Annotated in this window: 18 protein-coding genes and 1 tRNA gene; 15 read left to right on the top strand and 4 right to left on the bottom strand. The window is 61.8% G+C overall.

Translation table 11 applies throughout. The annotated features are described in order from the left end of the window. Positions 1-21 precede the first annotated feature (21 nt). The 3 genes from selA (at position 22) to H6X51_RS16065 (ending at position 3,375) form a co-directional block, all read left to right on the top strand. Positions 22-1,407 (top strand): L-seryl-tRNA(Sec) selenium transferase, encoded by a 1,386-nt coding sequence (gene selA, locus H6X51_RS16055; protein WP_185268482.1) that lies wholly within the window; start codon positions 22-24, stop codon positions 1,405-1,407. Next, entirely contained in the window at positions 1,404-3,266 is a 1,863-nt protein-coding gene (selB, locus tag H6X51_RS16060; RefSeq protein ID WP_185268483.1) for a selenocysteine-specific translation elongation factor, read from the top strand. Before selA ends, selB begins: the two co-directional genes overlap by 4 nt. 14 nt (positions 3,267-3,280) lie before the next feature. Then, positions 3,281-3,375: transfer RNA gene (locus H6X51_RS16065), tRNA-Sec, on the top strand. A gap of 101 nt (positions 3,376-3,476) precedes the next feature. On the opposite strand, the gene H6X51_RS16070 is transcribed toward H6X51_RS16065, so the two are convergent. Beyond that, positions 3,477-5,729, bottom strand: a complete 2,253-nt coding sequence (locus tag H6X51_RS16070) for an Orn/Lys/Arg family decarboxylase (RefSeq protein WP_185268484.1) — start codon at positions 5,727-5,729, stop codon at positions 3,477-3,479. Positions 5,730-5,885: 156 nt separating this feature from the next. Here H6X51_RS16070 and H6X51_RS16075 point away from each other — a divergent pair, with 156 nt between their 5' ends. Next, positions 5,886-6,317, top strand: coding sequence for an acyl-CoA thioesterase (locus H6X51_RS16075; RefSeq protein WP_185268485.1), 432 nt, complete (start codon positions 5,886-5,888; stop codon positions 6,315-6,317). Between the two features lie 66 nt (positions 6,318-6,383). Here H6X51_RS16075 and ppnP read toward each other — a convergent pair whose 3' ends face one another. Then, the gene (gene ppnP, locus H6X51_RS16080) at positions 6,384-6,665 is read right to left on the bottom strand and encodes a pyrimidine/purine nucleoside phosphorylase (protein ID WP_185268486.1); all 282 of its coding nucleotides are present in this window, start codon (positions 6,663-6,665) and stop codon (positions 6,384-6,386) included. Positions 6,666-6,791: 126 nt separating this feature from the next. On the opposite strand from ppnP, the gene H6X51_RS16085 reads away from it, so the two are divergent. Then, positions 6,792-7,664 (top strand): NAD(P)-dependent oxidoreductase, encoded by an 873-nt coding sequence (locus H6X51_RS16085; protein WP_185268487.1) that lies wholly within the window; start codon positions 6,792-6,794, stop codon positions 7,662-7,664. Here H6X51_RS16085 and H6X51_RS16090 read toward each other — a convergent pair. Then, entirely contained in the window at positions 7,648-7,989 is a 342-nt protein-coding gene (locus H6X51_RS16090) for a DMT family protein (protein ID WP_185268499.1), read from the bottom strand. The genes H6X51_RS16085 and H6X51_RS16090 overlap by 17 nt on opposite strands. An 83-nt stretch (positions 7,990-8,072) precedes the next feature. Between H6X51_RS16090 and H6X51_RS16095 the strand changes: the two genes are divergently transcribed. Continuing rightward, positions 8,073-8,324, top strand: a complete 252-nt coding sequence (locus H6X51_RS16095; RefSeq protein ID WP_185268488.1) for a YkgJ family cysteine cluster protein — start codon at positions 8,073-8,075, stop codon at positions 8,322-8,324. Between the two features lie 192 nt (positions 8,325-8,516). On the opposite strand, the gene gltA is transcribed toward H6X51_RS16095, so the two are convergent. Then, positions 8,517-9,791, bottom strand: coding sequence for a citrate synthase (gene gltA, locus H6X51_RS16100; protein ID WP_185268489.1), 1,275 nt, complete (start codon positions 9,789-9,791; stop codon positions 8,517-8,519). A 350-nt stretch (positions 9,792-10,141) separates the two neighbouring features. Here gltA and sdhC point away from each other — a divergent pair, with 350 nt between their 5' ends. The 9 genes from sdhC to sucD all read left to right on the top strand — a co-directional run bounded on the left by sdhC (position 10,142) and on the right by sucD (position 21,574). Continuing rightward, positions 10,142-10,528 carry a succinate dehydrogenase, cytochrome b556 subunit gene (gene sdhC, locus H6X51_RS16105; protein ID WP_185268490.1) on the top strand — a complete coding sequence of 129 codons (387 nt, stop codon included), beginning with the start codon at positions 10,142-10,144 and terminating at the stop codon, positions 10,526-10,528. Then, on the top strand, positions 10,522-10,893 hold the full coding sequence (gene sdhD, locus H6X51_RS16110; RefSeq protein WP_185268491.1) for a succinate dehydrogenase, hydrophobic membrane anchor protein: 372 nt from the start codon (positions 10,522-10,524) through the stop codon (positions 10,891-10,893). Before sdhC ends, sdhD begins: the two co-directional genes overlap by 7 nt. Then, positions 10,893-12,665, top strand: a complete 1,773-nt coding sequence (gene sdhA / locus H6X51_RS16115; RefSeq protein ID WP_185268492.1) for a succinate dehydrogenase flavoprotein subunit — start codon at positions 10,893-10,895, stop codon at positions 12,663-12,665. The genes sdhD and sdhA overlap by 1 nt, the downstream gene beginning before the upstream one ends. A gap of 11 nt (positions 12,666-12,676) precedes the next feature. Continuing rightward, positions 12,677-13,381 carry a succinate dehydrogenase iron-sulfur subunit gene (locus H6X51_RS16120; protein WP_105644790.1) on the top strand — a complete coding sequence of 235 codons (705 nt, stop codon included), beginning with the start codon at positions 12,677-12,679 and terminating at the stop codon, positions 13,379-13,381. 304 nt (positions 13,382-13,685) lie between these two features. Then, positions 13,686-16,523, top strand: coding sequence for a 2-oxoglutarate dehydrogenase E1 component (locus H6X51_RS16125; protein WP_185268493.1), 2,838 nt, complete (start codon positions 13,686-13,688; stop codon positions 16,521-16,523). Between the two features lie 35 nt (positions 16,524-16,558). Continuing rightward, on the top strand, positions 16,559-17,791 hold the full coding sequence (gene odhB, locus H6X51_RS16130) for a 2-oxoglutarate dehydrogenase complex dihydrolipoyllysine-residue succinyltransferase (RefSeq protein ID WP_185268494.1): 1,233 nt from the start codon (positions 16,559-16,561) through the stop codon (positions 17,789-17,791). Positions 17,792-17,884: 93 nt separating this feature from the next. After that, a complete protein-coding gene (gene lpdA, locus H6X51_RS16135) occupies positions 17,885-19,321 on the top strand; it encodes a dihydrolipoyl dehydrogenase (RefSeq protein ID WP_185268495.1) in 1,437 nt (478 codons plus the stop codon). A 205-nt stretch (positions 19,322-19,526) separates the two neighbouring features. Beyond that, positions 19,527-20,693 carry an ADP-forming succinate--CoA ligase subunit beta gene (gene sucC / locus H6X51_RS16140; protein ID WP_185268496.1) on the top strand — a complete coding sequence of 389 codons (1,167 nt, stop codon included), beginning with the start codon at positions 19,527-19,529 and terminating at the stop codon, positions 20,691-20,693. Next, positions 20,693-21,574, top strand: coding sequence for a succinate--CoA ligase subunit alpha (sucD, locus tag H6X51_RS16145; protein WP_185268497.1), 882 nt, complete (start codon positions 20,693-20,695; stop codon positions 21,572-21,574). Before sucC ends, sucD begins: the two co-directional genes overlap by 1 nt. The last annotated feature ends 120 nt before the right edge of the window (positions 21,575-21,694 follow it).

Consider the following 21,694-nt stretch of genomic DNA (forward strand, 5'->3'; position numbering starts at 1 on the left):
GTGAACAACAAAAGGTAAGCAATGAAACAGCCGACAAACCCTCTGTATCCGCCTTCGGTTGACCACATGCTGGGTTGGCCGCTGATTCAGGCACTGGTGGCCAGCCATGGCCGGACACTGGTGCTCGGTTGTCTGCGCGAGGCCCTGGCATTGTGGCGTGACGGTACGGCAAATGATCCGGCAAGTTTCATGCAGGCAGTGCAGCAACTGGTCGAGAAGACCCTCGTGCCGTCCATGCGGCCGCTGTACAACCTCACCGGCACCGTGCTGCATACCAACCTGGGTCGCGCACCGCTGCCGCCGGAAGCGATCGAGGCAATGACCGCGGTAGCGCTGGGCGCGAGCAATCTCGAGTTCGATCTGCAGACCGGGCTGCGTGGCGACCGTGATGAGCATGTCGAGCAATGGATCTGCCGCCTGACCGGTGCCGAGGCGGCCACCGTGGTCAACAACAACGCCGCAGCGGTATTGCTGGTGCTCAATGCACTGGCGCAGCGCCGCGAAGTGGTGGTATCCCGGGGTGAGCTGATCGAGATTGGTGGCTCCTTCCGCCTGCCCGACATCATGGCCCGCGCCGGGTGCAAACTGCGTGAGGTGGGGGCGACCAACCGTACCCACGCCCAGGATTATGTCCAGGCCATTGGTCCGCGCACTGCACTGCTGCTCAAAGCCCACACCAGCAATTTCAGTATCCAGGGTTTCACCAAGGCGCTGAGCGAGGCGCAGTTGGCGGATATCGCTCGTGAACACCAGTTGCCGCTGGTGGTGGATCTGGGCAGTGGTTCGCTGATCGACATGCAGGCGCTCGGTCTGCCCGCCGAGCCGGTGGTGGGCCGGGTACTGGAACAGGGCGTGGATATCGTCACCTTCAGCGGCGACAAGCTGCTTGGCGGTCCCCAGGCCGGCATCATTGCCGGCCGGGCGGATCTGGTGGCGCGCATACGCAAGAGCCCGCTCAAGCGGGCGCTGCGCTGCGACAAGATGACCCTGGCCGCCCTGGAGGCGGTATTGCGCCTGTATGCCGACCCCGACACCCTCGTGCAGAAGGTTCCGACCCTGCGCCTGCTCACGCGCAGCGCCGAGGATATCCGCCGTACCGCTGAGGCTTTGCTACCGGCGCTGGCGGCATGGGCTGGTAGCGCTGTCCAGGTGGATGTGCATGAGGTCAGCAGCCAGATCGGCTCCGGTTCGCTACCGCTGGAGCTGTTGCCCAGCGCCGCATTGCGACTGCGCAGCAACAGCCCCAACAAGCGTGAGCGCAGCCGCCATCTGCGTGAGCTTGCCGAGCGTTTGCGTAGCCTGCCGCAGCCGGTGATAGGGCGCATTACCGATGACAGCCTGCTGCTCGATTGTCGCTGCGTGGAGCAGCCTGCGGCGCTGCGGGCGCAATGGGAGGCTGGGGTGTGATCATCGCCACTGCCGGGCATGTGGATCATGGCAAGACCTCGTTGGTGCGGGCGTTGACCGGCATCGACACTGATCAGCAGGCCGAGGAAAAGCGCCGTGGCCTGACGATCGAACTCGGCTTCGCCTGGGTCTTCACTGACGAGGGGCAGGCGCTGGGCTTCGTCGACGTACCGGGGCATGAGCGCTTCATGGCCACTATGCTGGCCGGCGTCGCCGCCGTGGACGCCGCGTTGCTGGTGGCGGCGGCGGATGACGGGGTGATGCCCCAGACCCGCGAGCACCTGAGTGTACTGCGGCTGCTCGGGGTGGAGCGGTTGGTCATTGTCCTCAGTCGTTGTGATCTGGCGGAGCCGGCGAGGGTGGCGTTGGTACGGGATGAACTGCATGAGTTACTGGCACCGCAGGGCTGGGATGAGCCGCCGGTATTCTGCGTATCGGCTGTCACTGGCGAAGGCATACAGCTGCTCCAGGAGTACCTGCTCGGGCTGGCCCGGGATCACCGTCTGCGTACCCCTGGCGGCCATGCGCGGCTGATGGTCGATCGCCGCTTCAGCGTGGCGGGAGCTGGCTGCGTGGTAACCGGCACCCTGGTCAGCGGCAGCCTGCAGGTGGGGCAGCGCTTGCTGGCCGACGGGCTTGAGCTACGCGTGCGCAGCCTGCAGATAGCGGGTCGGGAAGCGCCACAGGTGGCAGTTGGGCAACGCTGTGCCGTGAATCTGGTGGGCGTTACCGAGGAACATCCGCGCCGGGGGGATTGGCTGACGGCAGTGGCGTTCGACAGCTCCGATAGGCTGGATGTGGAGCTGGTGCAACTGGAGGGCAGCCGCTGGCATCGCGGCCTGCTGCAGTTGCACCTGGGTACGGCGGTGCATCCGGTGCGGGTAGTGGTGCTGGAGGAGGGCCGACCGGCGCTGGCGCAGTTGATGCTGCAGCGCCCGGTGCAGGCGGTATGGGGGGAGCGCTTCATCATCCGCGACCCGGCGGTCAATACCACGCTTGGCGGTGGACGGGTGCTTGACCCGCAGGGGCTGCGGCGCGGGCGTGGCAAGGCGCAGCGCCTGGCGCTGCTACGGGACTGGCAGCAGGCGGCGACTGCACGGCAGGCGTTGATGGCGGCCATGCGCTGGCAACCGGTGGAGTTGGGTGGCTTCGCCCAGCGCTTCAACCTGACCGAAGCCGAATTGCAGGCACTGCTCGACACCATCAATGATTGCGAAGTCCTGTGCGGGCAACGTCAGGCCTGGGCTCTGCTGCCAGAGCGGCTGGAGGCGGCCTGGGCCAGCGTGTTTGCCTGGCTTGGCGCCTGGCATGCAGCGCACCCCGAGCAGTTGGGGCCGGGCGAGGGCGAGCTGAAGCTGGCCGCTGGTCTGCAATTGCCGTCGGAGCTGAGCAGCTGTCTGCTGAGCCGATGGTTGCGCGATGGTCGGCTGCAGCGCCAGGTCTGGGCCTGGCACCTGCCGGGGCACCGACAGCAGTTGCTGGAGGAAGACCAGATGCTGCTCGCCAGGGTCAGCGAACTGTTGCTGGCTGGCGGGTTGCGTCCGCCGATTATCGGTGAGCTAAGCCAGGCGCTGGAGATGGAACTGGAGCAGCTCCAGGCGTTTCTTCAGCGCATGCAGCGTGCGGGTGAGCTGATCGCGGTAGCACCGAACCGCTATTATCTGCCGTCCCAGATCGATGGGCTGGTGGCGGTGGCGCAACGCTTGGCGGCGGGCTCCTGCTCTGGTAGTTTCACTGCCGCCGAATACCGGGATGCTTCCGGTATCGGACGCAACCTGACCATCCAGGTGCTGCACTATCTCGACCGGGCGGGCATCACCCGCTTCGTGCGGGAACAACGTTTCCTTGCCGCTGGCTGACGCCGGCGACCAGAGGAAGGACATCGTCCCCGGTGGGGCGCCCGGACTTCAACTCCGGTGAGATGCGCAACGCGTGTCTGGTGGGTTCGACTCCCATGTCCTTCCGCCATTTACCTTTCCTGCGAATCCCCATCGCCGCGAGGCGCGGCTCCTACAACCACGGCTGGCGCTGTGCTTTCCGGTAAAGGGTTAAGTGAGCAGCACTGCTCCCTATACCAGGCAATCCACATAGTGGTGGATGCTGCCATCCTTCTGCGTCACCATCCGCAATCCGTGGATATCACTTTCGAACCCGGGGAACTGCTCGTCCAGACTCTGGGCCACGCGCAGGTAATCGGCGATCGCGGTGCTGTCGTCGGGAAAGCGCTCCCCCGGCATGATCACCGGGATGCCGGGCGGGTAGGGCACCAGCATGACGGCGCTGATGCGCCCCGCCAGTTGCTCTACCGGCACCATTTCCACCTGGCCACGGACCATCTGCTGGTAGGCGTCGGCGGGGCGCACGACGATCTCCGGCAGCTCGGTGTAGATCTGCCGCAGTACCCGGACCATATGCTGCTGCTTGTAGAAGCGGTGCAACTGATGGCAGAGATCCTGCAGGCCCAGGCCGGGATAGTGACCGCTGCGGGCGATCACCGGCAGGGTCAGTTCCAGCGGGGCATTGCCGTCGTATAGCCGCTTGAACTCCTGCAGTTCCGATACCAGGGTGCTCCATTTGCCTTTGGTGATGCCCAGCGAGAACAGGATCAGGAAGGAGTACAGGCCGGTCTTCTCCACCACCAGCCCGCGTTCGGCGAGAAAGCGGGTGACCACGGCCGCGGGAATGCCGGTGCGGCCCAGGCGGCCCTGGTCTTCCACGCCGGGGGTGAGCAGGGTGACCTTGATCGGGTCGAGCAGGGCATAGTCCTCCGCCATGTCGCCGAAGCCGTGCCATTCGGCCTGGTGGTCCAGGGTCCAGTCGTCGGCGCGCAGTTGTTCGGCATTCAGCGCCTGCTCCGGTTCCCAGACATCGAACCACCACTGGTCTTCGTCCAGGCGCTCGGCGGTCTGCTGCATGGCGCGGCGGAACGACAGGGCCTCGTCGAGGGTTTCCTGGACCAGCGAGCGGCCGGGTTCGCCGGCCATCATGCCGGTGGCCACGTCGATCGAGGCGATGATGCCGTAGTGCGGCGAGGTGGAGGTATGCATCATGAAGGCTTCGTTGAAGCGTTCCACATCCAGCTGCTGTTCGGCGCTGTTCTCGGCGAGGATGATCGAGGCCTGGGACAAGGCCGCCAGCACCTTGTGCGGCGACTGGGTGGCGAACACCAGTGGATGCCGGGCGCGTTCGAAGCCGCGTTTGCTGCCCATGCCGTGGCGTCCGGCATAGAACTCATGGAAGGCCGCGTAGCCGTACCAGGCTTCGTCGAAGTGCAGGATGTCGACGGCATCTTCCAGCTCATCCTTGATCAGCTCGGCGTTGTAACAGAGGCCGTCATAGGTGGAGTTGGTCAGTACGGCGAGGCGGATGCGTGCATGGCGCCCCTGCAGCAGCGGATGTTCAGCCAGGCGCTGGCGCAAGTTCTGTGGGGAAAACGAGTCCAGACTGATCGGCCCGATGATGCCGTAGTCGTTGCGTGAGCCGGTCAGGTAGACCGGGATGGCGCCGGTCATGATGATCGCGTGGAGGATGGACTTGTGGCAGTTGCGGTCGACCAGTACTACGTCGTCGCGGGTGACGAAAGCGTGCCAGATGATCTTGTTGGCGGTGGAGGTGCCGTTGATCACATAGAAGCTGTGGTCGGCGCCGAAGGTTCTGGCGGTATTGGTTTCGGCCTCGGCGATCGGACCGTTGTGATCGAGCAGTGAGCCCAGCCCGGGAACCGACACCGACAGGTCCGAGCGCAGGGTGTTCTCGCCGAAGAAATCATGGAACGCACGGCCTACCGGGCTCTTGCGAAAAGCCACGCCGCCGCCGTGGCCGGGGGAGTGCCAGGAGTAGCTGGCGCGGCCGGTATAGTCGAGCAGCGCCTTGAAGAACGGCGGCAGCAGCTGTGCCAGGTAGGCGCGGGCAGTTCGGGCGATCTGCCCGGCGATGAACGGCATGGTGTCTTCGAACAGGTAGATGATGCCGCGCAGCTGGTGTAGGTCGCGCAGTTGGCTGAGCAGTTGGCCGTCCAGTGCCTGAGTGGTGCTCAATGCCATGATCGGCAGCTCGGGTGAGCGCGAATGCGCGGCGGAGAACAGCTTGCGCACCGGCTCCAGCTCGTCGGCCGGGTCGTTCTCGGCGGTGAACAGGATGCAGGACAGGCCGCGATGCGCTTCAGCCACCAGGCGGCCTTCATCCAGCGAGGTGGTCGCCAGTACCTCGAAGCCTTCGTGCTGCAGGGCAGTGAACAGTTCGGCCAGTTGCTGGCCTGCGACGTTGTTGCGCCCGGTATCCGGGTTGATGACCAGAATGGGGAAGTGTAGATGCTTGAACATGCCGTCTCCTGAAACGGGAACAGATTCTGACGCTGTGCATCCAGTGTTGTGCCGGTACGCATGCTTGGCAAGTGCGCAGGGTGAATTGCTGTTCGCCTATCGGGCAGCCTGCGATGGTATGCTGCACCTCTTTGTTTTGCTTGCGGGAGACAGGGTGTGAAATGGGATCTGCAGAACCCCTTTATCGATCATGTGCTGGTGCAGCCTGAGGATATCGATGAGCTGGGGCATGCCAACAACGCGGTCTATGTGCGCTGGTTGGAGCGTTGCGCATGGCAGCATTCCCAGTCGCTGGGGCTGGGCTTGCCCGAATATCAGCAGTTGAACCGGGCCATGGTGGTGGTGCGTCATGAGATCGACTACCTGGCGGCGGCTTATGTCGATGAGCAGTTGCAGATGGCGACCTGGATCGTCAGTTGGGATAGCAAGCTGCGCATGACCCGGCGCTTTCAGCTGATACGCCCGGACGATGGCGTCACCCTGCTGCGGGCTCATACCACCTTCGCCTGCGTCGAACTGAGCAGTGGGCGCCCGCGGCGGATGCCGGCGGAATTTGTCGAGGGATATGGGCAGGCGATTGTGGCCTAGTGGCGGGTTGTCGAGCGCGACTCGGTCCGATCGCGACCCGAGGCGCTCGACAACCCGGTGGGGTACTCAGCGATACTCGCACAGGTAGGCGGTGTCCTGCGCTACCTGCAGCTGGAAGCGACTGTTGGCCGGTACGGTAAACTGGCTGCCGGCCTTGAAGTCCTCCCAGAACTCGCTTCCGGGCAGCTTGACGGTCAGCTGGCCGCTGATCACGTGCATGATTTCCAGCTGGTTGGTGCCGAACTCGTACTCTCCCGGGGCCATGACGCCGACGGTGGCTGCGCCTTCGGGTTGGGTGAAGGCGATGGAGGCTACTTTTCCTTCGAAGTACTGGTTGACGCTGAACATGTCGTGGCTCCCTGGATGGGTGGAAAGAGGCGCATATTATGCCTGCGGTCGCTTTTGCCAGCCAGCACGGCGAAGCCTGCTATCATCAGCGCTCAACTGTGTAATGCATGACATCAGGAGTCTGGTATGGCGAATGTGGCCTTTATTGGGTTGGGGGTGATGGGGTATCCGATGGCGGGGCATCTGGCCAGGGCCGGGCATGAGGTGACCGTGTACAATCGCACCGCGGAAAAGGCGCAGCAGTGGGTGGCGCAATATGGCGGGCGGGCCTGCGCTACACCGGCCGAGGCGGCGCAGGATCAGGACTTCGTGATGGTCTGTGTCGGCAATGACCAGGACCTGCTGGAGGTGATCAGTGGCGCCGAGGGTGTGCTGGCGGGAGCGCGCAGTGGCACTGTGATCGTCGACCATACCACCGCATCGGCCGGCGTGGCCCGGCAATTGAACGAGCTGACCGCGGAGCGTGGCGTGGGCTTTCTCGATGCGCCGGTGTCAGGTGGCCAAGCTGGTGCCGAGAATGGCCAACTGACCGTGATGGTCGGTGGTGAGGAGGCGGTGTTCGACCTGGCGCGCCCGGTAATCAACAGTTATGCCCGCATGCTCAAGCTGATGGGGCCGATCGGCAGTGGCCAATTGACCAAGATGGTCAACCAGATCTGCATCGCCGGGCTGGTCCAGGGCCTGGCCGAGGCGCTGCATTTCGCCCAGCGCGCGGGGCTCGACGGTGAGGCGGTGGTCTCGGTGATCAGCAAGGGCGCGGCCCAGTCCTGGCAGATGGAAAACCGCCACAAGACCATGCTCGCCGGCGAATTCGACTTCGGCTTCGCGGTCGACTGGATGCGCAAGGACCTGTCGATCGTGCTGGATGAGTCGCGCCGCAATGGTGCGCAGCTACCGGTCACCGCCTTGGTCGACCAGTTCTATGCCGATGTCCAGCAGATGGGCGGGGCGCGTTGGGATACCTCCAGCCTGATTGCCAGACTCAACCGCGGAAAATAAAATACACCGCACCGAGCAGGCATAAGCCGGCCCAGAGATAGTCCAGCTTCAATGGCTGATGCAGGAAGAGCACCGCAAAGGGCACGAACACGCAGAGCGTGATCACTTCCTGCATGATCTTCAGCTGGGCCACTGACATCTCGGTATAGCCGATGCGGTTGGCCGGCACCATCAGCAGATACTCGAATAAGGCAATGCCCCAGCTGACCAGGGCGGCGATGACCCATGGCTTGCTGTTCAGGGTGCGCAGGTGCCCGTACCAGGCGAAGGTCATGAAAATATTCGACAGGCTCAACAGCAAGGCGGTTTGCGCCCAGACGGGTATCTGCATGGTGTGGGTCTCGAAAAGGCATGATGGGTGCCCGCAAGCCGGGGCGTAATCAGATTCACGGGGATTCTAACTTCCATATGCAATGTCGAGAAGGCTGTGGTGCCTGCTGCGTGGCACCCTCGATAACCTCACCGATTCCGGGCATGCCGCAGGGCAAGCCGGCGGGTGTCGCCTGTATTCACCTGACCGCGGAGCGCCGCTGCGGCATCTTCCACTCGCCGATGCGGCCCAGGGTATGCGCGGATTTCATGGCCGATGGGCAGGTGTGTGGCAATGATGCCGAGGAGGCGTTGCAGATTCTCGCCTGGTGGGAACAGGCCACGGCCTGAACGGAACTGCTACCTCTACACCCGTCATCCTCGCTCTACACCCGTCATCCTCGGCGTAGGCCGAGGATCCATGGTGCCGACTGACCCAGGGTGGCCGGTGGATCCTTCGCCTGCGCGAAGGATGACGGGTTTTGGGAGGGACGGCTCAAGTGAGCAGCTTTGCGCTTCGCAGCGTTTTTTTCGGAACTGCCCTTACTTGCTCGGGTAGTCGCGCTGGGTGTGGCCGGTGTACAGCTGGCGCGGGCGGCCAATCTTGTACGGACCGCTGATCATCTCGTTCCAGTGTGCGATCCAGCCCGGGGTACGGCCGGTGGCGAAGATCACGGTGAACATCTCGGTCGGGATGCCGATGGCCTTGAGAATGATGCCGGAGTAGAAGTCCACGTTCGGGTACAGGTTGCGTTCGACGAAGTAGGGGTCGCTCAGGGCGATCTCTTCCAGCTTCATTGCCAGTTCCAACTGCGGGTCGTTGATGCCCAGTTCGCCGAGCACTTCGTCGCAGGTCTGCTTCATGACCTTGGCGCGGGGGTCGAAGTTCTTGTACACGCGGTGACCGAAGCCCATCAGCTTGAAGGGATCGTCCTTGTCCTTGGCCTTGGCCAGGAACTTGTCGATATTGGACACATCGCCGATTTCATCCAGCATGCGCAGTACCGCTTCGTTGGCACCACCGTGGGCCGGCCCCCAGAGGGCAGCGATACCGGCGGCGATACAGGCGAACGGGTTGGCACCGGAGGAGCCGGCCAGACGCACGGTAGAGGTGGAGGCGTTCTGTTCATGGTCGGCATGCAGCACGAAGATGCGGTCCATGGCGCGGGCCAGTACCGGGCTGATCGGTTTGATCTCGGCCGGGGTATTGAACATCATGTGCAGGAAGTTTTCCGAGTAGCTCAGGTCGTTGCGCGGATACATCATCGGCTGACCGGCGGAATACTTGTAGACCATGGCAGCGATGGTCGGCATCTTGGCGATCAGACGAATGGCCGAGATTTCGCGATGATGGGGGTCGTTGATATCCAGCGAGTCGTGATAGAAGGCGGACAGGGCGCCGACGACGCCACACATGATGGCCATGGGATGGCCGTCACGACGGAAGCCATTGAGGAAGTTCTTCAGTTGCTCGTGAACCATGGTGTGGTTCTTGATGGTGCTGTCGAATTTCTCCTTCTCCGCCGGGGTGGGCAGTTCGCCCTTGAGCAGCAGGAAGCAGGTTTCGAGAAAATCGGATTTTTCCGCCAGTTGCTCGATCGGATAGCCTCGATGCAGCAGTACACCCTTGTCGCCATCAATGAAGGTGATCTTGGATTCGCAGGATGAGGTCGCCATGAAACCGGGGTCGAAGGTGAAGACGCCTTCGTTGGTCAGGCCGCGAACGTCGATGACATCCGGCCCCAAAGTGCCCGAATAGACAGGCAGCTCGATGGGGGCAGCGCCCTCGATGATCAACTGCGCTTTTTTGTCAGCCATTGATGGCCTCCTATTTTGCTGTATCGAAAGTGTGACCCCCCACGCAGGGCCCGCATCACTATAAGGTCAAAAACCCGTTTGTCAATTCTACCGATAGAGTTTCCCGATCGTTGCTATTCAAAGGTTTTATTGACAAAACGGGATGCGCGCATTTGACGCAGTGCGGAGTCTTGCAAGGGCGGGGGAGGCTGTCGGCAGGGCTTTATCGCGTTGTAATCAGGCCGCCAAGTCTCTATACTCCTTGACCGGCAAAATGACCCATTCGGCTTCGTTCCTGAAGCTGTGCCGCGCGTCATTTGGGTGTGAACCACACCTTTCTATAATCCAGCCCTGTCCACAGGGTAATGAGTGTGAATATAGCCGTGAATAGCAAAAGACCTGTCAACCTAGATCTCAGGACAATCAAACTTCCTGTCACAGCCTATACGTCTATTGTTCACCGCATCTCGGGAGTCATCCTGTTCATCGCCATCGCTGGTCTGCTTTGGATGCTGAGCACGTCACTGAGTTCCGAAAGCGGTTTCGAGCAAGTCAAGGCATGCCTGCAAAATCCGTTCGCCAAGCTGGTGCTCTGGGGTGTCCTGTCCGCCCTGTTGTATCACCTGGTGGCGGGTATTCGTCACCTGGTGATGGATGCCGGTATCGGTGAGAGCCTGGAGGGTGGCCGACTTGGCTCCAAGCTGGTGATTGTCATCGCCGTCGTTCTGATTGTTCTCCTGGGGGTATGGATATGGTAACCAACGTCACCAACCTGTCGCGCAGCGGTCTGTATGACTGGATGGCGCAGCGTGTATCCGCTGTGCTGCTGGCAGCCTATACCCTGTTTCTGCTTGGTTTTCTGCTGCTCAACCCCGGGCTGACCTACGCCGAGTGGCAGGGTCTGTTCAGCAACAACGCCATGCGCATCTTCAGCCTGCTGACGCTGGTTGCGCTGAGCGTGCACTCATGGGTCGGCATGTGGACCATCTCCACTGACTACCTCACCCCCATGGCCTTCGGCAAGGCCGCCACCGTCCTGCGCTTCCTGTTCCAGGCGATCTGTGGTCTGGCGATGTTCGTGCTGTTCGTCTGGGGTGTACAGATTCTTTGGGGTTTCAACTAATGGCTAACATTCGTACTTTGACATTTGATGCCATCATCGTCGGTGGTGGTGGTGCCGGTATGCGCGCGGCGCTGCAACTGGCTCAGGGCGGTCACAAGACTGCCGTGGTAACCAAGGTGTTCCCGACCCGCTCGCACACCGTTTCCGCCCAGGGCGGGATTACCTGCGCGATCGCCTCGGCCGACCCGAATGACGATTGGCGCTGGCACATGTACGACACCGTCAAGGGCTCCGACTACATCGGTGACCAGGACGCCATCGAGTACATGTGCTCCGTAGGCCCCGAGGCGGTATTCGAACTCGAGCACATGGGCCTGCCGTTCTCCCGTACCGAGCAGGGCCGCATCTACCAGCGTCCGTTCGGTGGCCAGTCCAAGGACTACGGCAATGGCGGTCAGGCCGCACGTACCTGTGCTGCCGCCGACCGTACCGGTCACGCGCTGCTGCACACCCTGTACCAGGGCAACATCAAGAACAACACCACCTTCCTCAACGAGTGGTATGCGGTTGACCTGGTCAAGAACCAGGACGGCGCCATCGTCGGTGTCATCGCCATCTGCATCGAAACCGGCGAGACCGTCTACATCCGCTCCAAGGCCACCGTTCTGGCCACTGGCGGCGCGGGTCGTATCTACGCTTCCACCACCAACGCCCTGATCAACACCGGTGACGGCGTCGGCATGGCGCTGCGTGCCGGCGTGCCGGTGCAGGACATGGAAATGTGGCAGTTCCACCCGACCGGTATTGCCGGTGCCGGGGTACTGGTCACCGAAGGTTGCCGTGGTGAAGGTGGCTACCTGATCAACAAGCATGGCGAACGCTTCATGGAGCGTTACGCGCCGAACGCCAAGGACCTCGCCGGTCGTGACGTCGTAGCCCGCTCCATGGTCAAGGAAATTCTTGCCGGCAACGGCTGTGGCCCAGATGGCGACCACGTGATGCTGAAGCTGGATCACTTGGGTGAAGAAGTGCTGCACAGCCGCCTGCCGGGTATCTGTGAACTGTCCAAGACCTTCGCCCACGTCGACCCGGTTACCGCTCCGGTGCCGGTGGTTCCGACCTGCCACTACATGATGGGTGGCGTGGCCACCAACATCCATGGTCAGGCCATTGCCCAGGATGCGGACGGCAACGACAGAATCATCGAAGGTCTGTTCGCCGTAGGCGAAGTGGCCTGCGTATCGGTACACGGCGCCAACCGTCTGGGCGGCAACTCGCTGCTCGACCTGGTGGTGTTCGGCCGTGCTGCCGGTCTGCACCTGGAAAGCGCACTGAAGGAAGGTATCGACTACCGCGGCGCTTCCGAGTCCGACATCGAGGCTTCGCTGTCGCGTCTGTCCGGTATCAACACCCGCACCACCGGTGAAGATGTCGCTCCGCTGCGCAAGGCACTGCAGAACTGCATGCAGAACTACTTCGGTGTATTCCGTACCGGTGAATACATGCAGAAAGGCATCAAGGAGCTGGAAGGTCTGCGTGAGCGCATCGCCAACGTCAAGATCGACGACAAGAGCAACGCGTTCAACACTGCGCGGATCGAGGCGCTGGAACTGCAGAACCTGCTGGAAGTGGCCGAGGCAACCGCCATCGCCGCTGAAGCGCGCAAGGAAAGCCGTGGCGCCCACGCCCGCGAGGACTTCGAGGAGCGTGATGACGAGAACTGGCTGTGCCACAGCATGTATCATCCGCAGACCAAGCAGCTGACCAAGCGCGCGGTCAACTTCGCACCGAAGACCGTTCCGGTGTTCGAACCTAAAGTCCGCACTTACTAAGGGGGTCCGGTATGTTGCAAGTCAGTATCTATCGTTACAACCCGGAGACCGACAAGGCTCCTTACATGCAGGACTTCCAGGTCGATACCGAAGGCAAGGACCTGATGGTTCTCGACGTCCTGCAACTGGCCAAGGAGCAGGACGCCGGTCTGGGCTTCCGTCGCGCCTGCCGTGAAGGGGTGTGCGGTTCCGACGGCATGAATATCAACGGCAAGAACGGCCTCGCTTGCATCACTCCGCTGTCCAGTGTAGTGAAGAACAACAAGCTGGTTCTGCGTCCGCTGCCAGGTTTGCCGGTAATCCGTGACCTGGTCGTCGATATGAGCATCTTCTATAAGCAGTACGAGAAGGTTCAGCCGTATCTGCAGAACGACACGCCGGCGCCGGCTATCGAGCGCCTGCAGTCGCCCGAGGAGCGGGAAAAGCTGGATGGCCTGTACGAGTGTATTCTCTGTGCATGCTGCTCCACCTCCTGCCCCTCGTTCTGGTGGAACCCGGACAAGTTCATCGGTCCTGCTGGCCTGTTGCAGGCCTACCGCTTCCTGGCGGATAGCCGTGATACCGAGACCGAGAACCGCCTGGCGGCATTGGATGATCCGTTCAGCGTGTTCCGCTGCCGTGGCATCATGAACTGCGTGAATGTCTGTCCCAAGGGTCTGAACCCGACCCGGGCCATTGGACATATCCGCAACATGCTGCTGCAAAGCGGGACCTGATCAGAGCACTTTGAAGTACGTCTGCGCCGTCCCCTGCATCAGGGGGCGGCCAGTAATTGAATTCGGGCCGCCGCTCACAAAGCTGCGGCCTGTATTATGTAGCTAAACCAACAGGGGCACCGGGTAACACCCGAACTATCTGTCGGGGCCGGCAATATTCCGGTTTCGCGGAATGTGACAGAGCAGGGCGACTGGCAGGGACAATGCCGAGACCCCATCTGACTGTTCTGCACGGATGGCAATCTGATTGCCAATTAATGGTCTTTTGCGCCAGGTGGTGTCCCCTTATAGAGGGTGACCAAGAATGCCAGACAGCGAAATGCAGCAGCTGTGGAGTACCTCTCACCTATCCGGTGGGAATGCCTCCTACGTTGAAGAGCTCTATGAGCTCTATCTGCACGATCCGAACAGTGTCGCCGAAGAATGGCGCAGCTATTTCGACAAGCTGCCCCAGCTCAATGGCTCGACTGGCTCGGACATTTCCCATTCCACCATTCGCGAGCATTTCCTGTCGCTCGCGCAGAACAACCGTCGCCCGCAGGCCGTAAGCGGCGGACAGGTCAGCAGCGAGCGTGACAAGAAGCAGGTGGGTGTGCTGCGCCTGATTCAGGCTTACCGCATGCGCGGCCACCAGGCCTCCAGCCTCGATCCGCTGGGCCTGTGGGAGCGGGAAAAAATCGCTGATCTGACGCTGGCCGAGTACGGCCTGACCGATGCCGATCTGGATACCGTGTTCCGTACCGGTGAACTGAACATCGGCAAGGAAGAAGCTCCCCTGCGGGAAATTCTCGATGCGCTGAAGTCGACCTATTGCGGTACCTTCGGTGCTGAATACATGCATATCGTCGATTCCGCCCAGCGCCGCTGGTTCCAGCAGCGTCTGGAGAGCGTGCGCGGCAAGCCGCAGCATTCGACCGAGAGCAAGCGTCACCTGCTCGAGCGCCTGACCGCCGCCGAAGGCCTGGAAAAGTACCTGGGCACCAAGTACCCGGGCACCAAGCGTTTCGGTGTGGAAGGCGGTGAGAGCCTGATCCCCATGCTCGACGAGATCATCCAGCGCTCCGGCTCCTACGGGGTCAACGAAGTCGTGCTGGGCATGGCCCACCGTGGCCGCCTCAACGTGCTGGTCAACACCCTGGGCAAGAACCCGCGTGACCTGTTCGATGAGTTCGAAGGCAAGAAGATGATCGACCTGGGCTCCGGTGACGTGAAATATCACCAGGGCTTCTCCTCCAACGTTATGACTTCCGGTGGCGAAGTGCATCTGGCGCTGTCGTTCAACCCCTCGCACCTGGAGATCGTCTCCCCGGTGGTAGAAGGGTCGGTACGCGCCCGCCAGGATCGTCGCAAGGATGCCACCGGCGACAAGGTGTTGCCGATTAGCATCCATGGCGATGCGGCCTTCGCCGGCCAGGGTGTGGTCATGGAGACATTCCAGATGTCCCAGACCCGTGCCTACAAGACCGGTGGTACCGTCCACATCGTGGTCAACAACCAGGTCGGCTTCACTACCAGCCGCCAGGAAGATGCCCGTTCCACCGAGTACTGCACCGACATCGCCAAGATGATCCAGGCGCCGATCTTCCACGTCAACGGCGACGATCCGGAAGCGGTCCTGTTCGTCACCCAGCTGGCGGTAGACTATCGCATGCAGTTCAAGCGCGACGTGGTGATCGACCTGGTCTGCTACCGCCGCCGTGGTCACAACGAAGCGGACGAGCCGTCCGGCACCCAGCCGCGCATGTACGCGGTGATCAATAAGCACCCGACCACCCGCGAGATCTATGCCAAGCGCCTGGTAGAGGGCGGTGTGCTGAGCGAGGAGCAGGTGCAGGAGCGGATCGAGGAGTACCGCACCGCGCTGGATAACGGCGATCATGTAGTGAAGAGCCTGGTCAAAGAGCCCGACTCCAACTCCTTTGTCGACTGGAAGCCCTACCTGGGTCACCAGTGGACTGCGCGCCACGATACCCGTTTCGACCTCAAGACGCTGCAGGAGCTGGCCAACCGCCTGACCAACCTGCCCGACGGCCTGGTGGTCCAGCGCCAGGTGTCGAAGATCATCGAGGACCGAGTGAAGATGGCCGCCGGCGGGCTGGCGTTGAACTGGGGCTTTGCCGAGACCATGGCCTACGCCACGCTGCTGCATGAAGGTCATCCGGTGCGTATTACCGGTCAGGACGTGGGCCGCGGAACCTTCTCCCACCGTCATGCGGTGCTGCACAACCAGAAGGGCGATGGCGCCTACATCCCGCTGGCCAACCTCAGCGACAACCAGCCGCGTTTCGATATCTACGACTCGCTGTTGTCCGAAGAGGCGGTGCTGGCCTTCGAATACGGCTACGCCACCACCACGCCCAACGCGCTGGTGATCTGGGAAGCCCAGTTCGGCGACTTCGCCAACGGTGCCCAGGTGGTGATCGACCAGTTCATCACCAGCGGTGAGCACAAGTGGGGCCGGCTGTGCGGTCTGACCATGCTGCTGCCGCACGGCTATGAAGGGCAGGGTCCCGAGCACTCCTCGGCGCGCCTGGAGCGCTTCCTGCAGCTGTGCGCCGAGCAGAACATCCAGGTTTGCGTGCCGACCACACCGGCCCAGATCTACCACCTGCTGCGCCGTCAGGTGATCCGTCCGCTGCGCAAGCCGCTGGTGGTGCTGACGCCGAAATCCCTGCTGCGTCATAAACTGGCAATCTCGACCCTGGAAGATCTGGCCGAAGGGTCCTTCCAGACCGTGATCCCGGAAGCCGACGCCATCGATCCGGCGAAGGTCGACCGAGTGGTCATGTGCAGTGGCAAGGTGTATTACGATCTGCTGGAGAAGCGGCGCGCCGATGAGATCGAGAATGTCGCCATCGTCCGTATCGAACAGCTGTACCCGTTCCCGGAGGATGACCTGGCCGAGGTTCTCGCCCCTTACACCGGATTGAAGAAGGTCGTCTGGTGTCAGGAAGAGCCGATGAACCAGGGCGCCTGGTATTGCAGCCAGCATCACATGCGCCGCGTGCTGGCACAGCACAGCGTCAGCAATCTGTATCTGGACTACGCTGGACGAGAGGCTTCTGCAGCACCTGCTGGTGGCTACCCCTCCGTTCATGCCGAAGAACAAGCGAAACTCCTGCAGGACGCGCTCTACGCTTGAGCCGCTGCACAACACAGTTTATTTAAGGATTGACAATGGCGATTGAAATCAAGGCCCCTACATTCCCCGAATCGGTTGCGGACGGCACTGTTGCAACCTGGCACAAGCAACCTGGCGATGCGGTCAAGCGTGATGAGCTGATCGTTGACATCGAGACCGACAAGGTTGTGCTGGAAGTTCTGGCCGAGGCCGATGGTGTACTGGGTGATATCATCAAGGGCGAAGGCGATACCGTTCTCAGTGGTGAACTGCTGGGCACACTGAATGAGGGTGCTACTGCCGCACCGAAGGCCGAGGCCGCTCCGGCAGCCGCCGCTGCAGCTCCCGCCGCTGCTGAAGCCGAAGCCGGTGACGAGCAACTGCTGAATCCGGCTGCGCGCAAACTGGCCGAAGAAAGCGGTCTCGACCCGGCGCAGATCAAGGGCACCGGCAAGGGTGGTCGCGTGACCAAGGAAGACGTGCTCAACGCCATCGAAGCGAAGAAGTCCGCACCGGTCGCCGCCGCTGCACCAGCGGCCAAGCCCGCCGCCGCCCCTGCCTCCAGCGTGGTGCTGGGCGAAGGTGATCGCGTCGAGAAGCGTGTGCCCATGACCCGCCTGCGTGCCCGCATCGCCGAGCGCCTGGTCGAGGCGCAGTCGAGCATGGCCATGTTGACCACCTACAACGAAGTCGACATGAAGCCGGTCATGGACCTGCGCAAGAAGTACAAGGACCTGTTCGAGAAGAAGCACAATGGCGTACGCCTGGGCTTCATGTCCTTCTTCGTCAAGGCGGCCACCGAGGCGCTGAAGCGCTTCCCGGCAGTCAACGCTTCCATCGACGGCAAGGACATCGTCTACCATGGCTACCAGGATATCGGTGTAGCCGTATCCAGCGACCGCGGCCTGGTAGTACCGGTGCTGCGTAACACCGAGTTCATGAACCTGGCGCAGATTGAAGGCACCATCAGCGACTTCGGTCGCAAGGCGCGCGACGGCAAGCTGTCCATGGAAGAGATGACCGGTGGCACCTTCACCATTTCCAATGGCGGTGTGTTCGGCTCCCTGCTGTCCTCGCCGATCGTGAACCCCCCGCAGGCCGCGATTCTCGGCATGCACAAGATCCAGGAGCGCCCGATGGCCGTTGATGGCCAGGTGGTGATCCGGCCGATGATGTATCTGGCGCTGTCCTACGACCACCGTCTGATCGATGGCAAGGAGGCGGTCAGCTTCCTGGTGGCGATCAAGGAGCTGCTGGAAGATCCGGCTCGCATGCTGTTGGACATCTGACCGCAGCAACTGGTTTTAACGCGTCAAGCGGCAGGCTGCCGGTAGTCCTACCGGCAGCTTGGGATACATAGCTGCAAACAGAGGAATTGGTTTATGAGCGACAAATTTGATGTAGTGGTCATCGGCGCCGGTCCGGGGGGCTACGTAGCCGCCATCCGTGCTGCACAACTGGGTCTGAAAACCGCCTGTATCGAGAAGTATCAGGGCAAGGATGGCAAGTTGGCGCTGGGCGGCACCTGCCTGAACGTGGGTTGCATTCCTTCCAAGGCATTGCTCGACAGCTCCTGGAAATACCACGAAGCAAAGGATGCATTCCAGGTCCATGGCATCTCCACCGGCGAAGTGGCGATGGATGTGTCGACCATGATTGGTCGCAAGGACCAGATCGTCAAGAACCTCACCGGCGGTGTTGCCGGCCTGCTCAAGGCCAATGGCGTTACCGTCTACCAGGGCCACGGCAAGCTGTTGGCTGGCAAGCAGGTTGAAGTCACCAAGGAAGACGGCAGCAGCGAAGTGCTGGCTGCTGAGAACGTGATCCTGGCTTCCGGTTCGCGTCCGGTCGAGATTCCCCCGGCGCCGGTTGACCAGAAAGTCATCGTCGACTCCACCGGTGCACTGGACTTCCAGTCCGTTCCCAAGCGCCTGGGTGTGATCGGTGCTGGTGTGATCGGCCTGGAACTCGGCTCGGTATGGTCGCGCCTGGGTGCCGAAGTGACCGTTATCGAAGCCCTGGACAAGTTCCTGCCGGCTGCCGATGAGCAGCTGTCCAAGGAAGCGCTGAAGATCTATACCAAGCAAGGTCTGAATGTGTTGCTGGGCGCTCGCGTGACCGGCAGTGAAGTCAAGGGTGAGGAAGTCACCGTCAAGTTCACTGACGCCAAGGGCGACCAGGAACAGACCTTCGACCGTCTGATCGTCGCTGTCGGCCGTCGCCCGGTCACCACCGACCTGCTGGCCGCCGACTCCGGCGTTACCCTGGACGAGCGCGGTTATGTCTTCGTTGACGACCATTGCGGCACTTCGGTGCCGGGCGTGTACGCCATCGGTGACGTGGTACGCGGCCTGATGCTGGCCCACAAGGCCTCGGAAGAGGGCGTTGTGGTAGCTGAACGCATCGCCGGTCACAAGGCGCAGATGAACTACGATCTGATCCCGTCGGTTATCTATACTCATCCGGAAGCTGCCTGGGTCGGCAAGAATGAGCAGCAGCTGAAAACCGAAGGCGTTGACATCAACGTCGGCGTGTTCCCCTTCGCTGCCAGCGGCCGCGCCATGGCCGCCAACGACACCGCCGGTTTCGTCAAGATCATTGCCTGCGCCAAGAGCGATCGGGTCCTGGGTGTACACGTGATCGGCCCCAGCGCCGCAGAACTGGTACAGCAGGGCGCCATCGCCATGGAATTCGGTACCAGTGCCGAAGACCTGGGCATGATGGTTTTCGCTCACCCGACCATGTCGGAAGCGATGAAGGAAGCTGCTCTGGCAGTGAACGGCCACGCCATTCACATCGCCAACCGCAAGAAGCGCTAAGCACGCCTCCCCGGACCGCCGGCACCTCTGCACAACGGATGTGCCGGCGGTCCGGTTGCCGACTCACAAGGCAAGGTCGAAGGATCGACCAGCACCCCCTGCGGGTGACTCGGGTATGCAGGGACTCCGGTCCGGCAGCCTGATCGGTGACAGCGGCGCAGTACCGCCGCTGTTATGAAATTCATACGAACAACGGTACAAATGAATGAACCTTCACGAATATCAGGGGAAGCAGCTGTTCGCTGAGTACGGCCTTCCTGTCTCCAAGGGCATCGCTGTCGACACTCCCGAAGCAGCTGCCGAAGCCTGTGACACCATTGGTGGTTCCGAGTGGGTGGTCAAGGCCCAGGTTCACGCCGGTGGTCGCGGCAAGGCCGGTGGTGTGAAGCTGGTCAAGAGCAAGGAAGACGCCAAGGCCTTCGCCGAGCAGTGGCTGGGCAAGCGTCTGGTGACCTACCAGACAGACGCCAACGGCCAGCCGGTTTCCAAGATCCTGGTGGAATCCTGCACTGATATCGATCAGGAGCTGTACCTGGGTGCCGTAGTCGATCGCTCCACCCGTCGTATCGTATTCATGGCCTCCACCGAAGGTGGTGTCGAGATCGAGAAGGTCGCCGAGGAAACTCCCGAGAAGATCCTCAAGGCCACCATCGACCCGCTGGTTGGTCCGCAGCCCTACCAGGGCCGTGACCTGGCTTTCCAACTGGGCCTGAAGGGCGACCAGATCAAGCAGTTCACCAACATCTTCGTCGGTCTGGGCAAGCTGTTTGCCGACTACGACCTGGCGCTGCTGGAAATCAACCCGCTGGTGATCAAGAAAGACGGCAACCTGCACTGCCTGGACGCCAAGATCAACATCGATGCCAACGCACTGTACCGTCAGCCGAAGCTGCGCGCCATGCACGATCCGTCCCAGGACGACGCGCGTGAAGCCCATGCCGCCAAGTTCGAACTGAACTACGTGGCCCTGGACGGCAACATCGGTTGCATGGTCAACGGTGCCGGTCTGGCCATGGGTACCATGGACATCGTCAACCTGCACGGCGGCAAGCCGGCCAACTTCCTCGACGTAGGTGGTGGCGCGACCAAGGAACGTGTGACCGAAGCGTTCAAGATCATCCTGTCCGACAGCAATGTGGCCGCGGTTCTGGTCAACATCTTCGGCGGTATCGTACGTTGCGACATGATTGCCGAAGGCATCATCGGCGCGGTCAAGGATGTAGGCGTCAAGGTGCCGGTAGTGGTGCGTCTGGAAGGCAACAACGCCGACCTGGGTGCCAAGGTACTGGCTGAAAGTGGTCTGAACATCATCGCAGCAACCAGTCTGACCGACGCTGCAGTACAGGTCGTCAAAGCGGCGGAGGGCAAGTAATGAGCATCCTGATCGACAAGAACACCAAGGTAATCTGCCAGGGCATCACTGGCTCCCAGGGTTCCTTCCACACCGAACAGGCCATCGCCTACGGCACCCAGATGGTCGGCGGCGTGACCCCGGGCAAGGGTGGTACCGAGCACCTGGGCCTGCCGGTCTTCAATACCGTTCGTGAAGCGGTTGAAGCCACTGGCGCCGACGCCTCCGTGATCTACGTTCCGGCTCCGTTCTGCAAGGACTCCATCCTGGAAGCCGCCAACGCCGGTATCAAGCTGATCGTGTGCATCACCGAAGGTATCGCTACCCTCGACATGCTGGATGCCAAAGTCAAGTGCGATGAGCTGGGCGTACGCCTGATCGGGCCCAACTGCCCGGGCGTCATCACCCCCGGCGAGTGCAAGATCGGCATCATGCCCGGTCACATCCACCTGCCGGGCAAGGTAGGTATCGTTTCCCGTTCCGGTACCCTGACCTACGAAGCGGTCAAGCAGACCACTGACGCCGGTTTCGGTCAGTCCAGCTGCGTCGGTATCGGTGGCGACCCGATCCCTGGCTCCAACTTCATCGACATCCTGAAGCTGTTCCAGGAAGACCCGCAGACCGAAGCCATTGTCATGATCGGCGAGATCGGCGGCAGCGCTGAAGAAGAAGCCGCAGCCTACATCAAGGCCAATGTGACCAAGCCGGTGGTGTCCTACATCGCTGGTGTGACTGCTCCGGCAGGCAAGCGCATGGGCCACGCCGGCGCGATCATCTCCGGCGGCAAGGGTACGGCCGACGAGAAGTTCGCCGCACTGGAAGATGCAGGCGTCAAGACCGTCCGCTCGCTGGCCGAAATCGGCAAGGCGCTGTCGGAGCTGACCGGCTGGGAAATGAAGTAATTCCCCGCTGATGTGCAGACAAAACCCCGCTTCGGCGGGGTTTTGTCATTGTGCGCCAGGCATGGCGCGTTGCGCGTTAGCGCAACCCGCTTGGCTGTGGTGGCCAAGCAGGTGACTTGG

The sequence above is a fragment of the Halopseudomonas xiamenensis genome (assembly GCF_014219065.1).
In the GTDB taxonomy this organism is placed as follows: Bacteria; Pseudomonadota; Gammaproteobacteria; order Pseudomonadales; family Pseudomonadaceae; genus Halopseudomonas; species Halopseudomonas xiamenensis.

Coding starts and splice junctions, on each gene's coding strand:
- lpdA (WP_185268495.1), top strand. CDS start 17,885: ATGAGCGACAAATTTGATGTAGTGGTCATCGGCGCCGGTCCGGGGGGC.
- H6X51_RS16070 (WP_185268484.1), bottom strand. CDS start 5,729: ATGTTCAAGCATCTACACTTCCCCATTCTGGTCATCAACCCGGATACC.
- ppnP (WP_185268486.1), bottom strand. CDS start 6,665: ATGTTCAGCGTCAACCAGTACTTCGAAGGAAAAGTAGCCTCCATCGCC.
- sucD (WP_185268497.1), top strand. CDS start 20,693: ATGAGCATCCTGATCGACAAGAACACCAAGGTAATCTGCCAGGGCATC.
- sdhD (WP_185268491.1), top strand. CDS start 10,522: ATGGTAACCAACGTCACCAACCTGTCGCGCAGCGGTCTGTATGACTGG.
- sdhA (WP_185268492.1), top strand. CDS start 10,893: ATGGCTAACATTCGTACTTTGACATTTGATGCCATCATCGTCGGTGGT.
- H6X51_RS16125 (WP_185268493.1), top strand. CDS start 13,686: ATGCCAGACAGCGAAATGCAGCAGCTGTGGAGTACCTCTCACCTATCC.
- H6X51_RS16120 (WP_105644790.1), top strand. CDS start 12,677: ATGTTGCAAGTCAGTATCTATCGTTACAACCCGGAGACCGACAAGGCT.
- gltA (WP_185268489.1), bottom strand. CDS start 9,791: ATGGCTGACAAAAAAGCGCAGTTGATCATCGAGGGCGCTGCCCCCATC.
- odhB (WP_185268494.1), top strand. CDS start 16,559: ATGGCGATTGAAATCAAGGCCCCTACATTCCCCGAATCGGTTGCGGAC.
- sucC (WP_185268496.1), top strand. CDS start 19,527: ATGAACCTTCACGAATATCAGGGGAAGCAGCTGTTCGCTGAGTACGGC.
- H6X51_RS16095 (WP_185268488.1), top strand. CDS start 8,073: ATGCAATGTCGAGAAGGCTGTGGTGCCTGCTGCGTGGCACCCTCGATA.
- selA (WP_185268482.1), top strand. CDS start 22: ATGAAACAGCCGACAAACCCTCTGTATCCGCCTTCGGTTGACCACATG.
- H6X51_RS16085 (WP_185268487.1), top strand. CDS start 6,792: ATGGCGAATGTGGCCTTTATTGGGTTGGGGGTGATGGGGTATCCGATG.